This window comes from Roseburia hominis (genome assembly GCA_040702975.1).
Classification (GTDB): domain Bacteria; phylum Bacillota; class Clostridia; order Lachnospirales; family Lachnospiraceae; genus Allocoprococcus; species Allocoprococcus hominis_A.
This window is the reverse complement of the sequence record CP159990.1, coordinates 655,427-674,817: the sequence shown is the minus strand read 5'-3', so window position 1 is coordinate 674,817 and position 19,391 is coordinate 655,427. Positions and strand designations below refer to the sequence as shown.

At 46.6% G+C, this 19,391-nt stretch carries 18 protein-coding genes; 1 reads left to right on the top strand and 17 read right to left on the bottom strand.

All coding sequences use genetic code 11. From position 1 onward, the window contains the following. Positions 1–92: 92 nt before the first annotated feature. The 12 genes from ABXS75_02995 to ABXS75_02940 form a co-directional block, all read right to left on the bottom strand. Positions 93–1,013, bottom strand: coding sequence for an FAD-dependent oxidoreductase (locus tag ABXS75_02995; protein XCP85783.1), 921 nt, complete (start codon positions 1,011–1,013; stop codon positions 93–95). Between the two features lie 10 nt (positions 1,014–1,023). Beyond that, positions 1,024–1,329: a DUF4387 family protein gene (locus ABXS75_02990; GenBank protein ID XCP85782.1), complete on the bottom strand. Its 306-nt coding sequence runs from the start codon at positions 1,327–1,329 to the stop codon at positions 1,024–1,026. Positions 1,330–1,339: 10 nt separating this feature from the next. Further along, complete coding sequence (locus tag ABXS75_02985) at positions 1,340–2,293, bottom strand: acyclic terpene utilization AtuA family protein (GenBank protein ID XCP85781.1); 954 nt, start codon at positions 2,291–2,293, stop codon at positions 1,340–1,342. Continuing rightward, entirely contained in the window at positions 2,259–2,882 is a 624-nt protein-coding gene (locus tag ABXS75_02980) for a hypothetical protein (protein XCP85780.1), read from the bottom strand. The genes ABXS75_02985 and ABXS75_02980 overlap by 35 nt, the downstream gene beginning before the upstream one ends. Positions 2,883–2,903: 21 nt before the next feature. Beyond that, positions 2,904–3,227, bottom strand: a complete 324-nt coding sequence (locus tag ABXS75_02975) for a hypothetical protein (GenBank protein ID XCP85779.1) — start codon at positions 3,225–3,227, stop codon at positions 2,904–2,906. A gap of 17 nt (positions 3,228–3,244) precedes the next feature. Continuing rightward, positions 3,245–4,600, bottom strand: coding sequence for a 2-hydroxycarboxylate transporter family protein (locus ABXS75_02970; protein ID XCP85778.1), 1,356 nt, complete (start codon positions 4,598–4,600; stop codon positions 3,245–3,247). Positions 4,601–4,895: 295 nt separating this feature from the next. Then, the gene (locus ABXS75_02965) at positions 4,896–5,471 is read right to left on the bottom strand and encodes a hypothetical protein (GenBank protein XCP85777.1); all 576 of its coding nucleotides are present in this window, start codon (positions 5,469–5,471) and stop codon (positions 4,896–4,898) included. Then, a complete protein-coding gene (locus tag ABXS75_02960; protein ID XCP85776.1) occupies positions 5,468–7,417 on the bottom strand; it encodes a M56 family metallopeptidase in 1,950 nt (649 codons plus the stop codon). The genes ABXS75_02965 and ABXS75_02960 overlap by 4 nt, the downstream gene beginning before the upstream one ends. Positions 7,418–7,419: 2 nt before the next feature. Further along, the gene (locus tag ABXS75_02955; GenBank protein ID XCP85775.1) at positions 7,420–7,782 is read right to left on the bottom strand and encodes a BlaI/MecI/CopY family transcriptional regulator; all 363 of its coding nucleotides are present in this window, start codon (positions 7,780–7,782) and stop codon (positions 7,420–7,422) included. Positions 7,783–7,951: 169 nt separating this feature from the next. Next, entirely contained in the window at positions 7,952–8,953 is a 1,002-nt protein-coding gene (locus ABXS75_02950) for a Fic family protein (GenBank protein XCP87076.1), read from the bottom strand. A 173-nt stretch (positions 8,954–9,126) separates the two neighbouring features. After that, on the bottom strand, positions 9,127–10,053 hold the full coding sequence (locus ABXS75_02945) for a radical SAM protein (protein ID XCP85774.1): 927 nt from the start codon (positions 10,051–10,053) through the stop codon (positions 9,127–9,129). A gap of 13 nt (positions 10,054–10,066) precedes the next feature. After that, on the bottom strand, positions 10,067–10,879 hold the full coding sequence (locus ABXS75_02940; GenBank protein ID XCP85773.1) for a Fic family protein: 813 nt from the start codon (positions 10,877–10,879) through the stop codon (positions 10,067–10,069). 170 nt (positions 10,880–11,049) lie between these two features. Here ABXS75_02940 and proC point away from each other — a divergent pair, with 170 nt between their 5' ends. Further along, positions 11,050–11,847 (top strand): pyrroline-5-carboxylate reductase, encoded by a 798-nt coding sequence (proC, locus tag ABXS75_02935; GenBank protein ID XCP85772.1) that lies wholly within the window; start codon positions 11,050–11,052, stop codon positions 11,845–11,847. Between the two features lie 48 nt (positions 11,848–11,895). Here proC and ABXS75_02930 read toward each other — a convergent pair whose 3' ends face one another. The 5 genes from ABXS75_02930 to ABXS75_02910 form a co-directional block, all read right to left on the bottom strand. Continuing rightward, a complete protein-coding gene (locus ABXS75_02930; protein XCP85771.1) occupies positions 11,896–12,777 on the bottom strand; it encodes a DUF2935 domain-containing protein in 882 nt (293 codons plus the stop codon). A gap of 153 nt (positions 12,778–12,930) precedes the next feature. Next, positions 12,931–16,038 (bottom strand): glycoside hydrolase family 2 TIM barrel-domain containing protein, encoded by a 3,108-nt coding sequence (locus tag ABXS75_02925; GenBank protein ID XCP85770.1) that lies wholly within the window; start codon positions 16,036–16,038, stop codon positions 12,931–12,933. A gap of 57 nt (positions 16,039–16,095) precedes the next feature. Continuing rightward, positions 16,096–16,902, bottom strand: a complete 807-nt coding sequence (locus ABXS75_02920; GenBank protein XCP85769.1) for a carbohydrate ABC transporter permease — start codon at positions 16,900–16,902, stop codon at positions 16,096–16,098. Next, positions 16,895–17,767 carry a sugar ABC transporter permease gene (locus ABXS75_02915; protein ID XCP87075.1) on the bottom strand — a complete coding sequence of 291 codons (873 nt, stop codon included), beginning with the start codon at positions 17,765–17,767 and terminating at the stop codon, positions 16,895–16,897. The genes ABXS75_02920 and ABXS75_02915 overlap by 8 nt, the downstream gene beginning before the upstream one ends. Positions 17,768–17,839: 72 nt before the next feature. Continuing rightward, a complete protein-coding gene (locus ABXS75_02910) occupies positions 17,840–19,147 on the bottom strand; it encodes an extracellular solute-binding protein (GenBank protein XCP85768.1) in 1,308 nt (435 codons plus the stop codon). Between the last annotated feature and the right edge of the window lie 244 nt (positions 19,148–19,391).

The window sequence follows — 19,391 nt, the reverse complement described above, 5'->3', positions numbered from 1 at the left end:
TATCAAGTTCTACAGCGGTTATTTGTATTTTCAGTTGTCCAAAATAAGATACTGGATTTTTAACCTTGCAAGGCAAGTAATTTTATTTTCATTTACAACATTTGAACATACCTGGCTGCTGCCATCGCCGCGGTAATCCCATCTCCGGCGGCAGTTCCAAGCTGCGCAGGCGAATGCGTCCGGATGTCCCCGGCGGCAAAAATTCCTTCTATAGAAGTTGCCATCTGCTCTGTCACCTGAACCTGACCGCCTTCGCTAAGCTCCACCACGCCTTTCAGGAATCCGGTATTCGGCATGATTCCTATTCGAATCAATATACCTTCTACTTCAAGTTCCTTCTGTATTTGCGTCTCGCATTCCTCATACACAACGCCGGTTACCCAGTTTTCCCCTCTTATTTCTGTTATCCTGGCACCACATATTAGCTGGATATTTGATTCTGCTTCAATCCTTTCTAAAAGAATAGAGGCGGCTTTGGGCCTGTCCATAAATTCCAAAATTGTTATCTTGCACCCAAGATTTGCCAGATGTAAAGCTTCCGTAACTCCGCTATCCCCGGCCCCTGCTACCACAACATTTTTTCCCGCCAGGAGAGGACCGTCACAAGTAGCACAGTAGAAGACACCTTTCCCCCGCAACTTGGCCTCACCCGGAACATTCAAAAGCCGGGGATGCGATCCGCTTGCTACAATAACTGCTTTGCTTGTATACATTCCGTTATCAGTATACACTGTATGTAATCCATTCTTACTTTTTATATTCTGAACCTCACAGCTCATAAACTCAGTCCCCACATTTTCAGCCTGCGAAAGCATTGCCGCAGCAAGAGACGGACCTTGTATGCCCTCCGCAAATCCAGGATAATTTTCAATCAACTGACGGTTCATAAGTTCCCCGCCCATACTACTTTTCTCCATCACAACAGCATTCAGCCCTGCACGACTTATATAGATTCCTGCCGCAAGTCCTGCGACCCCTGAACCTACAATGATAACATCATAATCTGTATACATCTTCTCCCTCCTATACCTCTACCTCTTCAATAATACGGTACTGCTGTCCGTAATGCATGTCATTTTCATATCGATAACCACTTGGGAACGGACGAGGAAATGAATATTTGATCACATGAATGCCAGGCAGATAAAACTCCTGTATATCCTCCTTATTCACTTTATAAAGCCTGGCTATATTTTCCACGGAAATGTTTTCGGATAACCTAATCTTTTCATATGCTTCCGTACTTCCGCAAAATATTTCTAAGGTCGCCCAAAACGGCCCTGCATTCTTTGAACGAACATATTGTACAACATCTTTTAATAAAGTCATGTCTCTCCTCCTATATCTCCTGATATACAATGTTAACTAACTCAAGCGAATCTTCCATTTCAACTACGTGGTGCAGACAAAATTCGTATATCGGCCCTTTCGAACAATCCACCGGAGAAAATGGAAAGGCAAATGTTGGAAGCAGGGTCTTATCATTCGTTAGTTCAACCGGGAAATGTAATAAATATGGATTGAACTCTTTTGCAATCTGAGTTGCCAGTTCCTGCGTATCGGCTGTTACCGTGAGCAGGACTCCAATCTCACGCGGTACATAATCATCATCTGCATTCAAACTATCCACTACTGCATTGTAACCATACATCTTAAAATTGAAAGAATAACTCTCTCTCAAAAATCCATTTCGGTCCAGCAAATTTTGCACATAAGCGCTTACATTATCGACCCACTTTTTTGGCTCTAGCATAATCTCGCGATCTGCGATTCCAACAAGACTGATATTCTGATATCCAGCCATCTTGGAGCCTTCCAGTTTCATCGTGTAGACTTCAGCCTTTTCGAAATCGCTTCCTGTTACTCTCACAGATCGTTCATCTTTCTGCGTATAGACAGCATTTTGAGTAAGAAATGCTCCCGATGACTCTGTAAGGCAAAATGGATCCGCATTTTCATAAAGCAGATGTGCAGATACTGTGTATGGTGTACAATGCGTATCTGGCATTGTTGGCGTCACTGTGAATCCAGCGCTGTCTACCTCTAATAAGATACAATTATTTCCACTTGTATCCGAACATTGTGCCCCACATTCGACAGTTTTTGCTCCATGCCAGCTTGCTCCCTCCGGCATTCCCCAATAGATTGGAAGGGCTGCCATAATTGCTGTATCAGACGAGCGCCCGCACAGGATAATATCCGCTCCCTGCCTATAAGCCTCAATAAAAGGCTCCGCTCCGGCAAGAGCAACAATATTCTCACATTTTGCAAAGATACCCCGGCGTTGTTCCAATATCCTGAGGGCGGAATCCACCCTTGAGTGGATTTGTCGGATCACCTTTTTCGGATATAGCTTCAACTGCTGCGATCAATATCGGCATATACTCCGGCCTGCACCCTGCCATCACGCCATTAACTGCAATATTCCAAATGGTTGCCTCCCGTTTTTCATGGGGCAATATAGCGATTATCTCTTCTGCTTTCCGGTCGGTGAACTTTAAGAATTCCTCCACCGCCTCTATCGTCGGCGGAATAACCGGTAAGCCATCCGTCCATAATCGGTCATAGAAGTATTCATTTACTTCAGTTAGCGTTCCCGCAAATACAATATCCCGTTTTTCCGGCTCTCTGACTGGCTTAGTCCTTCGGTTAGATAAGGATTGTTTGGTCAGACCTTCCACAATCTGGTCTGCCACTACTGTCGTCACTTTCTCAACTAATTGTTCATAGCTGTCGGTCATCATTGTATCCGGATACCCACACATCACCAGATCATTGATCCCTTGACTCTTTGCTATTAATTTGCCTTGCGGAAAAAATCCTGTGAGAATGATGGAGGCCGTTGGAACTTTATTGCGCTCAACAGCCGTTGCTGCCCGCAAAACTGCGGGCGTGCAAGCGCCTCACCCGCCTACGCCTGCAACTGCGCCTGTCACTTTATTTTCTCTTATAAAATCTGACAGACCGGGCCAACTCTCCAGCTCATATCCTCCGTAATTTCTCGCGTCACGGAAATTTCCCAACACGTCATATGTAATAAAACGAATCCCCGGATATCTTCTCTTCAGTTCTTCTCTAAGAACAGGAAAGATTTCATCACCCCGATAGGAATTATGATTCAATTCAAGGATAACTGCTTCATTCAAATCTTTTATCCTGGGTGCCATTGGAACCGGCTCTATCCTGCATTTTCCGGAGGGCCATACTACTTCATATTGTTCACTCATTGCATTTTCCCCTTCCCCTATAATCCTAAGGCTCTTACCACCATCGGGAATAAGATACTAATCTCAATCAACATCATCGCACCACCGATACGAGTCGATATCGTTGCAAATGCGAGCAAATCCATACGCTCTGTTACCGCCAGCATCTGCACATCCCCGGAAACACCGATATTACAGGAACACATCGCAGCAGTGATCGCCGTTTCATAGCGATGCAATCCAAAAATCTTCGCCCCAACCATCGCTCCGATGATTGCCCCGACAAATGTCAACAACAAGATGATAACGGTCGCAGGACTAAGAATAGACGCCAGACTTGCTCCGCTGGAAGAAGACATTCCGATCGCGGTACAGACAATTATGAGTAGAAATTCTTGCGAAAATTGACTCCAACAATTTGCCTTTTTACACAGGTCATCGGGCACTAGTCCAAAAATCTTCGCCAAAATGACAATAATAATCGTCCATGCAATGTACACAACACTGGGAATAAAATGGTTAAGAATAGCTCCGACAACTGTTACTGCAAGCGAAATGAATAGCCCGCCAATCAAGTCACCATAATCATCTGTAGAATTCGGGTAAACCGTCATATTCTTCTTCGCCTCAGTTATTGCCGCAGATTCATGCCGAAGGAGCTCACCATGACCATTTCCCATTAGCTTGGGAAAACTATGTGCAAGAACCTTCATAATAATAACAACCGCCAGTGCAAGGTATGTTCCCAACATTGCTGTAGCAAATAAAGTCCCCGACATTGTACTCATATCTGTCTTTAGTACAGATGAGTATAGTGCCGGAAGCGTAGTGATCGCTCCGCTCGTTCCTCCTGCCATGCAGGGTGCAGCTACAAAGAACACCGCCTCATAGAAACTTTTTCCTGTAATAAGTGATGACAAAAACGCAAATGCTAGTGCGAATACCTGTACAATAAGTAATACCGGCAAATACCGCAGCGCGCTTGCTTTTAAAAGCTTACCATCGGTTGCAAAAATCGTGCCTACTACAATAGCTGCTACAAAAAACATCTGAAAACCATTGTCCATGAGAAGATTAGCTGAGGCGGACGCCTCCTCCGGAAATATTCCCGTTTTCATCAGTATGACCGCCCCAAACATGGGGAACAATAATTTCCCCCCTATTGACCTGATAAGCGGGACAACGCTTCCAATCCAGGATAACAATCCTCCAACAGACATAAGAACTACAATAGACTGCACAAATCCGTCTGCCGGCAGGCACCCTGTTAAGAGAGCTACAAGAACAATCAGGCATAAGGGCAGAAAATATTTTACATGTATCCCAAAAACATGCGTCACTTTTTTAAATTGATACCATTTCACACGCTCTGCGTCTTTAGATGTACTCGACATATACCATTTCTCCTTTCTTCTGTTTTACTGCCAGCAATAAATTCTATCTACAATGAAATCTTAGTATAATTCTTAGTATTTGTAAAATACTAGTTATTTTATTTAATTGATAGGTTTTTACCTATAACTAACATATAATACTCCTCTTCCAAACCGCTCGACAGACTAATGGTCATACCGAGATGCTTCAAAAAGGTAAGAATAATACATAGTTTATGTATAAGCAAAAGGCACTGCCGCAGCAGTGCCTTGCTTTTTCAAATTTCACTCTTAACTTTTCACGTAACTCTTACGATCAAATAGGTCCCTCGTTTACCGGCAGGCATCGTCTAAGATCAAACAATGTCTTCATCAAACAGATGCCTGCTATGATGTAAACGATAAGTATAACAACAGATATGTATGTCCACGCCTCTGACAGCCAAGGGCGAAGATGTGTAATAATCGCAATCGCTGTCAACATTATCGTTTGCAGTGTTCTGTACCATAAAAGCTCGGCATCTTGCTTATAGCCTTCCGGCTGATGCTTTGTTGCAATGGAAGCAAGATTGGTCAACAATTGGAAATGAAAATATAAGTTCACCAGGCTGATAATAATATCTATAAACTGCCACGTTCCCTCAAGGTCAATGCCTCCCCAACTCGCAACCCATTCTGCACCATGCCATAAAGCGAGGATAATGCCCAAGGTGCGAAGTAAGGACAGCTCTCGTTCCTCGTCTTTCAGGTAGTTTATCGTTGACAAAAAGAACAAGTATCCAATAAACGCTGGCAGGAGACTGACTGAGTTAATGTTGACATCCAAATAGATAAAAAGGTAACCCCAGGCCGCCTTTGAAATGCCTTCATAACGTTTTTGATAATTCGTCATTTTGCCACCCCTTCCTGCAAAGCTAAGTCAAGCTGCGCTGCAAGTTTGCTATTGATAAACAGATCAGCCACATAATAATCGGGAAGCGGAACATCATGCGCCGGATCGAAGGTTCCTCCGCCTCCACCACCAATTTCAATAGAAGGTCCCCAACCAGGTTCGGTCTTTTGACTCCCCCAGCTTTCGCCGGTACTACTTGTTCCCCTGAAGTTATCTTCAAAGGAAGCACCAAGTCTTTCAGGACGCTTATCTCCGGGATATATCGGTGCAACAGAAAGACCGATTCTTTCAATGGCGTCTCTTTCTGCTGCCGAACCAAGATGTGTAACACTTTCACTTTGGGTTCTTACTGCCCAACTGAACTCGGCATTTGGTTTAGGTGTTGTATCAAAATATGAGCTGTTTTCAAATATGAAATTATTATTATTTGTTTGAACAGTACTCTCAACCGCGTATATGGTTTGAACCTTTACATCAACTTGCAACTCATCAACAATTCCCGAATACATAATACCCGGAAGTTCCATGCTGCCCCACTCCAAATTTTGATCTGGCACTGCAATATTTCGGAACTCTTCTAAAGGAATTACGACCCAACGTCCATTTTCCTTTTCAACCCGCAGATTTTGGACTGCAAGATACATCTTACCTTCTTCCTCAGGTTGACCGTTCGGTGGATAATTTGTCTCTACTACCAAGAGCCCTTCGAAGCTGTTATTACCACTCTGCTTTAGATTATATATGTAATATCCGCTTTGGGAATTAGACCGCTCGTTAAGGCCAGAGTCCCAGCTTGGATAGATACCGGCCTTATCTTTCTCAAGTATCTCATTCAAAATCTCTGCCTGCACAGACCATGGTGCACACATGGACCGATAGATTCCGTTCTGATCCAATATTGCCTTTGCGTAGGTGTCAAACGCTCCCGCTGATGTTGTGCAAGGAGTGCTTCTGGCTGATGCCAAAGACAACTGTACCGAATTACTTAAATCATATACTGTTGTGGCCTGCACACCCACAACTAACGAAAGAGTCAGAAGGATTATAACACAGACCGACACCAAGCTCATTCCAACAGGGTATTTTTTGAAGCGGGCAATGGTTTCGATTCGTTCACGAATGTTTTTACCGCCGTTGTTTATACAGGTACTTCCCGGAGTTTTCGCAAAACGGTCATTTGCCATAGAAAGAAGTATTCGGCCATAGTCTCTGCGTTCCTCACCTTCAAGCTGTTCCAACACATGCTGATCGCAGCGTGCTTCCATATCATTGATTGCCTGATCCGCACAGAAAATAAGAAGAGGGTTGCACCAATGAATGCATCTCAACAGACATATCACCACACTCCAAAGAGTATCCTTATACTTCATATGAAGAAGCTCATGCAGGATCACCTTGTCGTCAATATCCTTATTTGCAGGTACCGCCAATATCGGTCGGATTATTCCGCACACAAAAGCGCTGGGCAATCCGGGAACTTCAACTACTCTGCCGGGCCTGACTTTCTGTAAAGCAGCAATTTGCCGAATACGAGCGGCAAGTTCTTCACAGGGCTTACTTCCATTTCGCAATATTAAGAGAAGACGGATATAGGATGCTATGTAAATTATAATGTGGACGATGACACCAAGAATATACCCGGCGAAGATCCATTGTATAATGGTTCTCGGTATGGTACTTAAAATAGGAATTGGATAAAGGACCCGGGTAAAAGAATAATCTCCAAACCACGATTTAATTACCTCTACAAGCACCTGCCACTGAAACAATGTGTACCGCCCGTTAAATCCTGCAGGTATCAATATCATAATTCCCAGAACACCCCACACAGCAAAGTGCCACTTGGGAGACAGTTTATCCTTAAACAACGCCTTAATCACAAGCAACAGAACGGCAACGCCTGAGGCAGTAAGTGTTTGGAAAAGGAATCCCCATATATCAACCATTCTCACACCTCCATATCATCAAGAATCTTACGCAGACGCTCTCTTTCCTCTTGAGAAATAGGTTCCTCTTTCAGAAAGGCCGCAATCAGATCTCCGGCAGAGCCACTGTAGACTCGATGAAGGAAACTCTGGCGTTCCTGTTGTTGGCAGCTCTCACGATCCAATGCTGCATAGTAAATATGTGGTGAAATTTCCTTATCAATTCGCACCAAGCCTTTAGACTCCATTCGTGTCAAATATGTCAGTACGGTATTTCGGCTCCAACCGGTAGTCTCATATAGTTCATTAACAAGTACGCCCAGCTCTGCACCGCCGGTTTCCCAAAGAGCATTAAGAACTGTCCATTCACGTTCAGAAAGCTTCATAGCATCCCCTCCTACAGGTGTAGTATATGCATTTATACTACACCTGTAGGATGATTTTGTCAATAGGTTTGTACCTAAGTGAAGGGCCATCCGGCCTTCACTTAGGTATGCTTGGCAACTTTAAAAGCCATGACTGCAGCTCAATTTGAGTTGCAGCCATGGCTTAATTTTAGATTTTCACATATCGCTGATTTCTACTGTTCGGCTTATCCGGAATGGTCATTTGAACCAGATTTAAATCTATTGCCGGTCGCAGATAGTTCCTGCGGAAGCCTTCCCTGGATTTCAACCCCAACTTCTCCATAAGTGCTTTGCCCGTATAAGGAATATCGTATTCCATGGCTTCAAGCAGCTTTTTGGTGTATTCGGAAAGACGCTCATCTTCTTCGCTAATCTGACCAGAAATATCATCCAAAACTTTATCGATCTGCGACAGCATAAACTCAATAAAAATCGTAGACTCTCCATCCACGTGGCATTTAGCAATTGCATTGTAATATTCGTCCTGGAACTTCTCAATCTGGCTTTCAATCGGAATATATTCAAATACTGACTTCCACCCAGAAAGAATGGCGGTGTGCCATAGCCTTGCCATTCTGCCGTTTCCGTCAGAAAAAGGATGAATAAAAACGAACTCATAATGAAATACACTGCTCAAAATCAGCGGATGTACACTGCTGCGCGCTTCTTTCATCCAGTCAAACAGCTCGTCCATAAGCTGCGGAACAAATCGTGCCGGCGGAGCCATAAAAACGCACTGTTCTCCGTTAAATACGCCTTCTTCGCCCCGGCGAAAGTCTCCGGATTCTTCTACAACATATTTTGTCATAATCCCGTGGAACTGCTTCAGACACTTGATACTGTACGGATCAATTTCTGAAGAGCGCTCATAAGCGGCATATGCATTCTTAACTTCCTGTATTTCTTTCTGCTCACCCAATACAATCTTACCGTTAATGACATCCCTGACCTGTCCCAGAGAAAGCGAATTCGCTTCAATTTTCAGAGATGAGTGGACAGACTTTATACGATTATTTTTTCTCAGGTGCGGTTTAGCCTCCAGGTTACTGGTTGCCGTGATCCGGCCAATTTTTTCGGAAATGGATGAAACATACGATAATATCCTATTTGTTATAATAAAAGGCGGCCTGTAGTCTCCCAATAAAAACACCTCCATGATCTTGCGTATTATCTTGCGTATTTTCTTCCTCCAATATACAAGTATATCACTAAAAAATGTCAACTGGACATTTTTGTCGTATGCTTGGCAACTAAAATTTTAATCCCTGTATTCCTAAAGACTATCTCTTTACAAATCAATAACCCAAGGCATCTGCCACATCTTTAATCCCTCATATCCCACACTTTTTTGAGCCCGTCACACTTTTCCAAATCCGGACATTCTCCCTGCACATATGCGTAAATCGGCTCGCGCTCCTTATATTCCTCAACCACTTTCGTAAGCTTTGCAAGCATTTTCTCCTTATCCGCCGGAATCTTCCCGCGCGTTCTCACCTGGATGAAATCGTGGAACCCGTCATACAGCATCTCCTCATCCAGAAGTTCAATAAGATGCCTCTCCTCGCAGATACATTCCAGTTCATCAGCCGGTATGTAGTTACCATTTTCCACGTCCTCAAACAGCGGAACTTCTTTATGCAGGAACATGGAAAAATTCACCACATGTGCCGGGTGCGTGCTGTTCAGGAAATGTGCAAGCGCCTCGGCGTTCTCCATAGAACGTCCCTTTCCCGCAACACCGGTCATAATATGCGCATCATAAATAAGCCCCACCTTCTGGAGCCGCCCGATTGCCTCATACGCCTGTTCAAGATTATGATCCTTCTTCATAAACAGAAGCACATCGTCAAGGCCGCTCTCAATCCCCAGATACAGGTGCCGCACACCCATTTCATACAATAAACGCAGTTCCTCATCAGATTTATTCAGAATACTCGTCACCGTAGCGTCCATATTGACGCATTCACATTCCGGGAAATAGGTCCTGATCAGTTCCAGAATCTCCAGCAGATGTCCCGTGCGAAGTCCGAACGCATTTCCGTCCCCCAGAAAAATCTTTTTCGGCTTTCCGCCCGCCACCTGCACTCTTTTTAACTCATTTTCAATCTCTTCCATCGGAAGTTCCCGGTATTTTAAATGCCGGAACAGGTTGCAGAATTTACAGCGGTTGTAGGAACAGCCCACCATCACCGGCAGCATAAAAGACGCCCTTTCCATCGGCGCTCTGCAGATTTGACCTTCGTAATTCATTCGTATTCCTCCTTTATAAAAACATGTTAAGCCGAGCCGGCCTTAGCTTCTTTTTCTCCCAGGTCTTCACCATCTGTTCTTTTAGGAACTGGATAAACCCGTCGATTTTTCCCGTTTTATCATAAACGGTCAAGGACAGATAATAGGTCCTCTTGTCCTCCTCATGCAAAATGAGAGGCGGATAATCATGCGTCATCAGGTAATAATTCATGAGTGTTCTTCCCACGCGGCCGTTACCATCGGCAAACGGGTGTATTTCCTCAAATCGCAAATGCAGATATGCTGCGATCGTCATGACATCTCCGCCCTCGGCTTCCCTCACCTCGTCAAGCAGATCTGTCAGCTCCTCCGTTACCTCTTCAGGCGCCGCTCCGATTCCGTCCCCCGTAACATAATCATGCTTTTTCCACTCTCCCGGACGTTCTCCTTTCCGATATCTGGTCTCATCATAACAGCCCTTCATTAGCTGCCTGTGCAACTCCCGAATCAAATCCAGGGTAATCTCTTCCTTTTTCACAATCTTTTCCACTAAATCTTCAAAACAGTCTTTTTGATTTTTTATCTCAAACAGAGTTCGCAAATCTCCCGTATAGCCAACCACTCTTCCATTTTCAAATACTTCCCTTGTATCGTGGAGCGTAATTGCCTCATTCTCTATTCTTCCCGAATGATAGGCAAAAAGAATGCGAAAGTTATCTAATAGTGTATAAATATCCTCTGCAGTTTCTTTTTGCTCCTTTTTCCACCATGCAACAATCTCGTCATATTTCATAGCGCTCTTCCCCCAGTCTTTCTGGTACTCCCAGTATAACATATTTTTGCTCACACAAAACACCATTTTTCAGTAAAACTGCCAACCAATTTGCTGGCGCCTGTTACTTTCTCTTTCTGGTGCCCCTTTTCCCACCACGGATTTTCTTGACATCACTCCCCCGCTGTTATATACTGACAAAAACCATCGACCCTGATTCAATGCTTAAAGGAGTGAACTACATCATGATTACAAAGAATTTCGGAATTATCGGCTGTGGGAATATGGGCGGCGCGATCCTTCGCGGCGCACTTGACGCGGGTGTGATCTCCCGCGACACAGCCTATGTCTACGATACCAATCCCAAGATGATGGAAAAGGCAGGCACCTGGGGCGTCCATCTGGCTTCCGGCTATGAAGACCTTTGTCAAAATTGCGATATCATCCTGCTCGCTGTAAAGCCGCAGAATGCGGAGGCGACTCTTGCGAAGTGCAAACATGCGCTGGATAACAAGGCGATCATCTCCGTCATGGCAGGGATTTCTGTGGAACGTCTGCGCGCTATGATCGACGGAACTCCCCGGATCCTCCGCACTATGCCGAACGCTCCGGCCATCGTGCTGGAAGGGGCTTTCGCACTCTGTTCGGATAATGATCTTACCGAGGAGGAGCTTGCACTTGCCACATCGATTTTCGAGACCATGGGAATTGTAGAAATGGTTCCCGAAAATCTGCTCGACGCCGTATGTGGTCTTTCCGGAAGCGGACCGGCCTATATCGCCATGTTCGTGGAAGCCATGGCCGACGGCGGCGTGAAGCAGGGTCTCACCCGTGCCGCCTCCTACCGTCTGGCCGCTCAGACCTGTCTTGGCACCGCAAAGATGCTGCTGGAGACCGGCATTCACCCGGGCGCACTTAAGGATATGGTAACCTCCCCCGGCGGAACGGCCATCGAAGGCTGCGAGGCGCTGGAAAAAGGCGGATTCCGCGCGACCGTCATCGACTGCATCAATGCCGGCGCCGATAAATCCAGAAAATTGTAAAAGGAGAGGACCTCACGTCCTCCCCTTCACCTTTTGCAGCAGTCCGAATCAAACCTCCAGAATCCTCAGATAATGGTTTGCCTCTCTAAGCACATGATCCGCAAGCAATGGCAATATCACAGAACGGATCTGACATCCAACGATCCCTGCTGTTCCTGCACTCTTAAACTGCTGATAATCCTTAGTTATCCTGATGCTCCGCTTCGTCATTTCTTCCAAAGCGCGCATATCCTGTTCCTTCGCTTCCTTCAGAAGGCGGCGATAGTCCTTTGCGAATCCTTCCGCCGTTTCAATCAGTTCGCACTCCGTCGGGTCCAAAAGCCCCCGGATAAACTGCGCATGCTCCATCATAATCTGGTTCCAGAACATTTCAGTTTCCCTTAAATCCTTCGAGGAAATCCTTCCTCTTTGTTCAAGTTCTGAAATGATAGAGCGGTACAACCGCGCCTCCCGCAGAATGTGCTCAACCAAAAGCGGATAATTTGACGTATACAGCCTGCATTCCTTCACTTCCCTTAAAATCCGTTCTTTGAATTCAATCAGCCCGTTCACTAAACTAAGCATCCGCCGATTCAGCATCCGTACATTCCGCACCATATTCTGATTCACCATAAACCGACACCCGGAGCGCAGTTTCTGTTCTGCCTCCGTAATCCTGCTGTCAATGGGAATACCGGCCAGCCTCTCTGTCTGCTGCTCCGCTTTATGCGTAAATTCTGTCACAATTTCTCCTGATTCAAGAATTGACTCTCCCACAACGCCGTCGCTCAATTGCACAGTCCTCTTTAAGCCGTCTTCAAACTCCTTTCGTAACCAATCCGCCTGTTTTCTCATCTCCATCTCCCCTTCCGGAAATCCGGCCAGAAGAAACAGCGAGTGTTCTTTCATGATCCTTCCAAAAAACAAATGGGTTTCTAATGATAATTTCACATATTCTCTCATATTTCTGCATACCTATATAAGTTACGGTTTCTCTATACTATATGTTATACATTTGAGGAGGGTTCCCGGCCCTTACATGCAGCCTTATTGCAGGAATGCCTGAAAGCTTAAACCGCTTCCAGGCATTCCTCTTCCATCACATCAGATTCCCTGCATCCAAAAACTGAATTCCATCTTATCTTCCACCGCAAGCCGGTACTCCGGATGCGGCAGTGTCAGCCAGCTGTCATCCCCGGCAACCCCAATCTGCCCTTTCGCGATCCGGACTACCGTATAGTGCACCTCCGGCAATTCATAGGAATGCCGGGCACATTCCAGTTCATGCGGGGTAAAGGGAAGCGCTGAAAAACTCATGGGCCCATTTTCCTCGTCCATAGAAAACCGGATTCCTCTTCCTTTCCGATCTGCCAGCTCCACATAGCGCACTTCCTCTTTATTCCCGCACTCCTGAGGACAAAGATAAGCTGCCATGTTATCGCTGACCTTATTTCGGTAAATTCCCAGCTTTGCTCCCCTCTTCCGGTCCGCATAAGTCTCCTGGGGACCCAGACCATACCATTTCAGCCGGTCATAATCCGCATCGAACTTCATGATCACGCCGAACTCCGGCATATCCCCGAGAGCCTCCACCTTATCATAATAAAGTGTCACCTTGATTCTTCCATCGGCAAACACCCGGTATGCCAGACGACAGGAGCTCTCCGGCGCAGTCGGCATCAGGTAAGTGTAGGTAACGGTAACGCTGTCCTTCGCCTCCGCGATCTCAGGCATAATCACCGTACACCGCTGTTCTCCCCGATATCTCTTATAGGACAGATACAGACTGGCAATCTTCCACTGGGCATAATACATCGGCATTAAGCTCCCGTAGTCATTGTCCACCGGCGCCCGCCAGAAATTCGGACGCGGGATTGCCTTAAGCAGTTCTTTCCCCGCATACCGGTAAGACACCAGCCCACCGCTCAGGTAAGAGAACATCGCTTCAAAATGCTCGCCTCTCACTCCCAGATTATTGTTCGAGTGAATCACCTCCGGGGCCTTCTCCTGCTTTTTCCCATCGTCTTTTCTTCTTTCGTATACCTCGTGAAACGGCCGAATGGCCATGCGGGATGCCCTTGGGTATACCCTGTGCACCGCCTGCCCAAAGGCAACCTCATATCCTCTTTTAGCCCACAGAGTGTCCTCCTTCAGCCGGAAGGAAACCGTGACCACATATTCTCCCTCCCCTTTTTCATAAAGGATTGGCAGCAAATAGACTTTCTTTGTCAGTGGTTCCACCTCCGTCTGCATTTCTCTTCGTAAAATTTCGACACCATTTTTTTCCACTATGACCATACAGGTATATGCACTGGTGTTGGTAAACAGATGCTTATTGCAGATTACCACTCTGCCGTTTTCCACCTGCAAGGTGATATTTTGATAGTTGAACTTTATCTCCTGCATCTTGGGAGATGGCTCGCGTTCTTTACCGTACACGATTCCGTTTCCGCTGAAATTATAATCTGTAGGACGGTCTCCGAAATCTCCGCCGTATGCCTGATATTCCCTGCCGTAGCGATCTTTTTTCACCAGAGACTGATCAATATAATCCCAGATGAATCCGCCCTGATACAAAGGCTCATGGTCACTCAAATCCGTATACTTATGCATAGCGCCACAGGAATTTCCCATCGCATGGGTATACTCGCAACAAAGAAACGGCTTCTTTCGGTTCTGACACAGGAACTCCTGAATCTCCTTGGCGCTCGGGTACATGCGGCTTTCTATATCGCTGGTATCATTATAGCTGCGGTCCTGATACACTCCTTCATAGTGCACCAGACGCGCAGGATCATTTACCCGAAAATACCGTGACACGGCGTGAATATCCTTCCCTCCAAAGGATTCATTTCCACAGGACCAGATCAGAATACAGGGGTGATTCTTGTCTCTCTCATACATGGAGACCGCACGGTCCATCACCAGGGCCGCCCACTCCTTCCGGTCCTTTGGCAGAATCTCATCCATCGGGGCGATTCCCTCCGGCATCTCCCAGGTTCCATGCGTCTCCAGATTCATCTCGTCCATCACATACAAGCCATATTCATCGCACAACCGGTAAAATGCACTCATATTCGGGTAATGGCTGGTACGGACTGCATTGATATTATGCCGTTTCATCGTGACCAGGTCCTTCCGGATATCCTCCGGGTCCATGCATCTCCCCGTCACCGTATGAAATTCATGGCGGTTCACACCCTTGAACACGATCCGTTTCCCATTTAACTGCATCAGCCCGTTTTTCAGCTCAAACCGCCGAAAGCCGACCTTCTCCGGAATGATCTCCTGCAGCTGACCTTTTGTATCATAAATCTCCAGCAGCAGCTCATAAAGCTGCGGATCTTCCGCGCTCCAAAGCTGCGGCCGGCTGATCTCATGGGTATAGCAATTCCTCTCGCCTTCCCTAAGACAGATCTCGCCTTCCAGCAACGTTTCGCCATCTTTTTGCAGGAGGATTTTCATCCTCCCCCGTCCCCAGACAGCCGCTTCTATCTCCAGCGTTCCCGCGCGCAGGTCTTCGGCAAGGCCCGCGCAGATCTTCAGGTCATGCACATGTACTTCCGGCACCGCATAGAGGTACACATCACGGTAAATTCCCGAGAAACGGAAGAAATCCTGATCCTCACACCAGCTTCCCGCCGTCCATTTAAACACCTGTACGGCCAGCTTATTTCTTCCCTCTTTTACATACTCCGTAATCTCGAATTCCGATGGGGTAAAGGAATCCTCACTGTAACCGACATACGCTCCATTCAGCCACAAGGCCAGTCCGCTTTCCGCCCCTTCAAACACAACGAAAAGACGTTTGCCCTGCATTCTCCCCGGGATCTCCATGTAGGTCACATAACTCGCCACAGGGTTAAAACGCTCCGGAATCTGCCCCGGACTTATTTCCTCATGGCCTTCCCAGGGATACTGCACATTGACATACTGCGGGACATCATACCCTTCAAGCTGGATATGGGACGGCACCCGGATATCGTCCCAGCCTTCCGTATCATATTCTTCCGCTTCAAAGCCGGGAAGCGTGGACCTGTAATTCTTCGCATAATGGAACTTCCAGACGCCATTTAAGCAAATCCGAAGGGCGTCTCCTTCCCCTTCCAGGTCCTCATAAGAGGCAAAAAAACGATGATCCGAATGCGCCTTTTGTCTTCCTTCACAAAAGATTTCCGGATCTTTAATTTTTTCGTAGTCAAACCTATTCACGCCAATATTTCCTCCTGTCTTTGCCACACGCATCTGCCTTTTTTCCAAATATATTCCTTATTTCACTGCTCCTGTGATTCCTTCCGCAAAGCTCTTCTGCAATACGAAGAACACGATCGCAGTCGGTATGGTACAGAGCAGTACCGCAAGCATCAGCACCCCATAGTCGGTCACATACCCTTCTTTTAGGTTTGCCACCAGCATCGGCATGGTGATACTCGTCTTATCCGTCATGATGACCTTCGGCCACAAATAATTGTTCCAGGCGTTCATGAAGGTAATGGTCATAGCCGCCGCATAGGTAGATTTCATAGTCGGAATGAACATCCGAAAGAAAATCTGAAGTTCGTTTAACCCGTCCATTCTGGCCGCCTCTATGATATCATGAGGAAATGATCTGGCGCTCTGCCGGAACATCATGATCAAAAACGGGGTGGAGAGGGTCGGCAGAATAAAGCCCGCCGTACAGTTCAAAAGTCCAATCTTGGAAAATGCCTGATACAGCGGAATCATAGTAGCCGCAAAGGGCACCATCATCGCCAGCAGAATCACCGACATGACCGCATCTTTTCCTCTGTCATGGTAAATCTCAAATCCATATCCCGCCAGAGAACAGATCACCAGCGACAATACAGTCAGGATCAACGCATATTTGAAGGAATTGGTCATCGCAGTCCCCACATTGCACTGCGCAAACAGGCTATGGACATTGTTCATCAGTTCGCCGCCCGGAAGAAGCTTTCCTCTCATGACATCAATACTTTTGTTCGTCGCCGCAGATACCATCCAGTACAACGGAAATACGGAAATCAGCGAAACAATCGTTAATACAATATAAACAACCGCCTTCTTCCCTTTAGTCACGCTTATCACCTACTTTCATCTGTACAAATGCCAGGATTGCCACCAGAATCAGGATAAAGAACGACATGGCCGCCGCATATCCAAAATTCGACACATACTTAAATGAGGTATTGTAAATGTAGTGCGACATGGTGATCGTTGCATTTGCCGGGCCTCCACTTGTCAGGTTGACAGACTCGTCGAAGAGCTGCAGGGTTCCGTTGGTAGACATGATGGCTGTCAGAAGGATCGTCGGCTTCAAAAGCGGAACCGTAATTTTCCAAAATGACTGCCACGGAGATGCTCCGTCGATCTTCGCCGCCTCATAAACGGAATACTCAATATTCTGCAGACCGGAAAGATAGAATACCATGTTATATCCTGTCCATCTCCAGATCAGCGCCAGAATGATCACGATCTTTGCACTGAGTTCATGATTCAGGAAATTATACCCGCTCTCCAGAATCCCAAATTTCACCAGAAGTACATTTACCAGCCCATCCACTGCGAACAGAGAACGGAAAATCGTCGCGTAGGATACCAGGGAAGTCGCACACGGCAGGAAAATGGCCGTGCGGAATAAACCCTTTAGTTTCAAATCCTTGTTATTCAGCAGTGATGCCAGTATCAGTGCCAGCACCAGCATGATCGGCACCTGAATGATCAGGTAGAAGAAGCAGTTCTTCACGGACTGCAAAAAAATGGCGTCCTTGAACATGCGGGTATAATTGTAAAGTCCGCCCCATGTAAGCGCATTTCCTTTTCCTCTCTGGAAAGATAAAATAAGCGCTCTGAACATAGGGTAAAAACTGGTTAATACGATCAGCAGCGTTGCCGGAGCAAGAAACGCCCAACCGGACAGGTTCTGTTTCCGGCTCAGAGTCATTTTACCACTGCCTGCGGCGCCTCCCGGACCGCTTCGGATTGTTCGACTGCTCACAAAAATCCCCCCTTTTCCTTAGTTCATTGCAAATTCGGTCGTCTCCTGTGCCGTCTTGATCTCGCCGTCAATATCCGCTCCGTTTACCACATTCTGAACGGCCGTGGAAATAGCGTCCTGCCCTTCGTAGTAGTAAACTCCGGTGTTATTCCCAGGCACCTCTTTCGAATATTCAGTCACATCTTTATAGACAGACTGTCCGCCGAAGAATTCCTGAGGCTCAGCGTAGACTTCGCTTTCTCCAGCCGGGATATAGGTTGCCAGCGCGCCGGATTTGGGCAGGATCGTCTCATAGAGCTCCACGCTTCCGGCAAAGGTGCTCTTCATGAAATCATACGCCAGGTCGATATTCTTACAATTTGATGTCACCACCCAGCTTGATCCACCGTTGTTGGAGTAGTTTGTCGCGCCCTCCACGCCGACCAGCCGCGGCATATTTGTAACCGCCCAGTTTCCGGACTGATCCTCAGCGCTCTGGATAGAAGCCAGGATCCAGCAGCCGTTCACCGTACCCGCTACCGTGCCTGCCGTCATGGAACCAACATACTGATCCCAGTCGTTCACTTCGATCAGGACCCCGCTGTCCTTTAATTCCTTGTAGGTTTCAAGCACTTTCTTAAGTGCGTCATTTCCGACCATATCCGGCTTGCCCTCGTCGTCAAACAAGGACGCTCCTGCGGACTGCAGCATCATCATTACTAGCTGCGCTTCGCCCGCCTGGCAGGAAAGAAGCGGTTTTCCTGTCTTTTCAAATACGACCTCCCCTTTTTCTATGTATTCGTCCCAGGTAATGTCCGTAAAATCTTCCACCGTAAACCCGGCCTCTTTCAAAATATCCGTCCGGTATGCCGCTACGACCGTCCCGTTGTCAAAGGGTACTCCATAATTCACTCCATCCACTACGGAATAAGCCGTTTTCGCTTCCGGGAACTGCGTAAAATCAATACCGGAATCTTTTAGACTTGCAAATGCGTCCGGATAGCTGATCACATTCTTCTGAAATGCATTATCCTGCATCAGCAAAATATCCGGAAGGGATTTCAAATCTCCCGAAGTCGCCGCTGTCGTCAGCTTCGTCTGTACGTCATTCCACGGTGTCTCTACGATGTTCAGTTTAAAATCCGGGTGGTCTTTTTGGTAGACCTTTTCCGCTTCCTGCATCGCATAGATGTTAAAAGCCGGGTCCCAGCACCACACCGTCAATTCATTTTCACTTGTAGAGGCGCCGCCTTTGCCGTCCCCTTCATCGGTTCCTTTCGTCCCGCAGGCAACTAGCGACAATACCATTGCCACCGCCAAACATACAGCCAGTATCCTCTTCTTCATAACCTTACCTCCTGTTCTTTTGGTTATTCTCTCCATCGTTCCTACTGGTTCCTTTAAAAAATGAGCGCCCTTTTTCTAATAAATATTATATCGACAGGGGATAACGGCATGTTCTTGATTTCACCCTCAAACTATGCAGTTTCGAACATGGTAAATGAATAGGAATCCTCTATTTCCTAAAATAGAATGCGCTCCTGCAAATTCTTTGCACGCAAGCGAACTGCAGAGTATTTACTCTACGCTC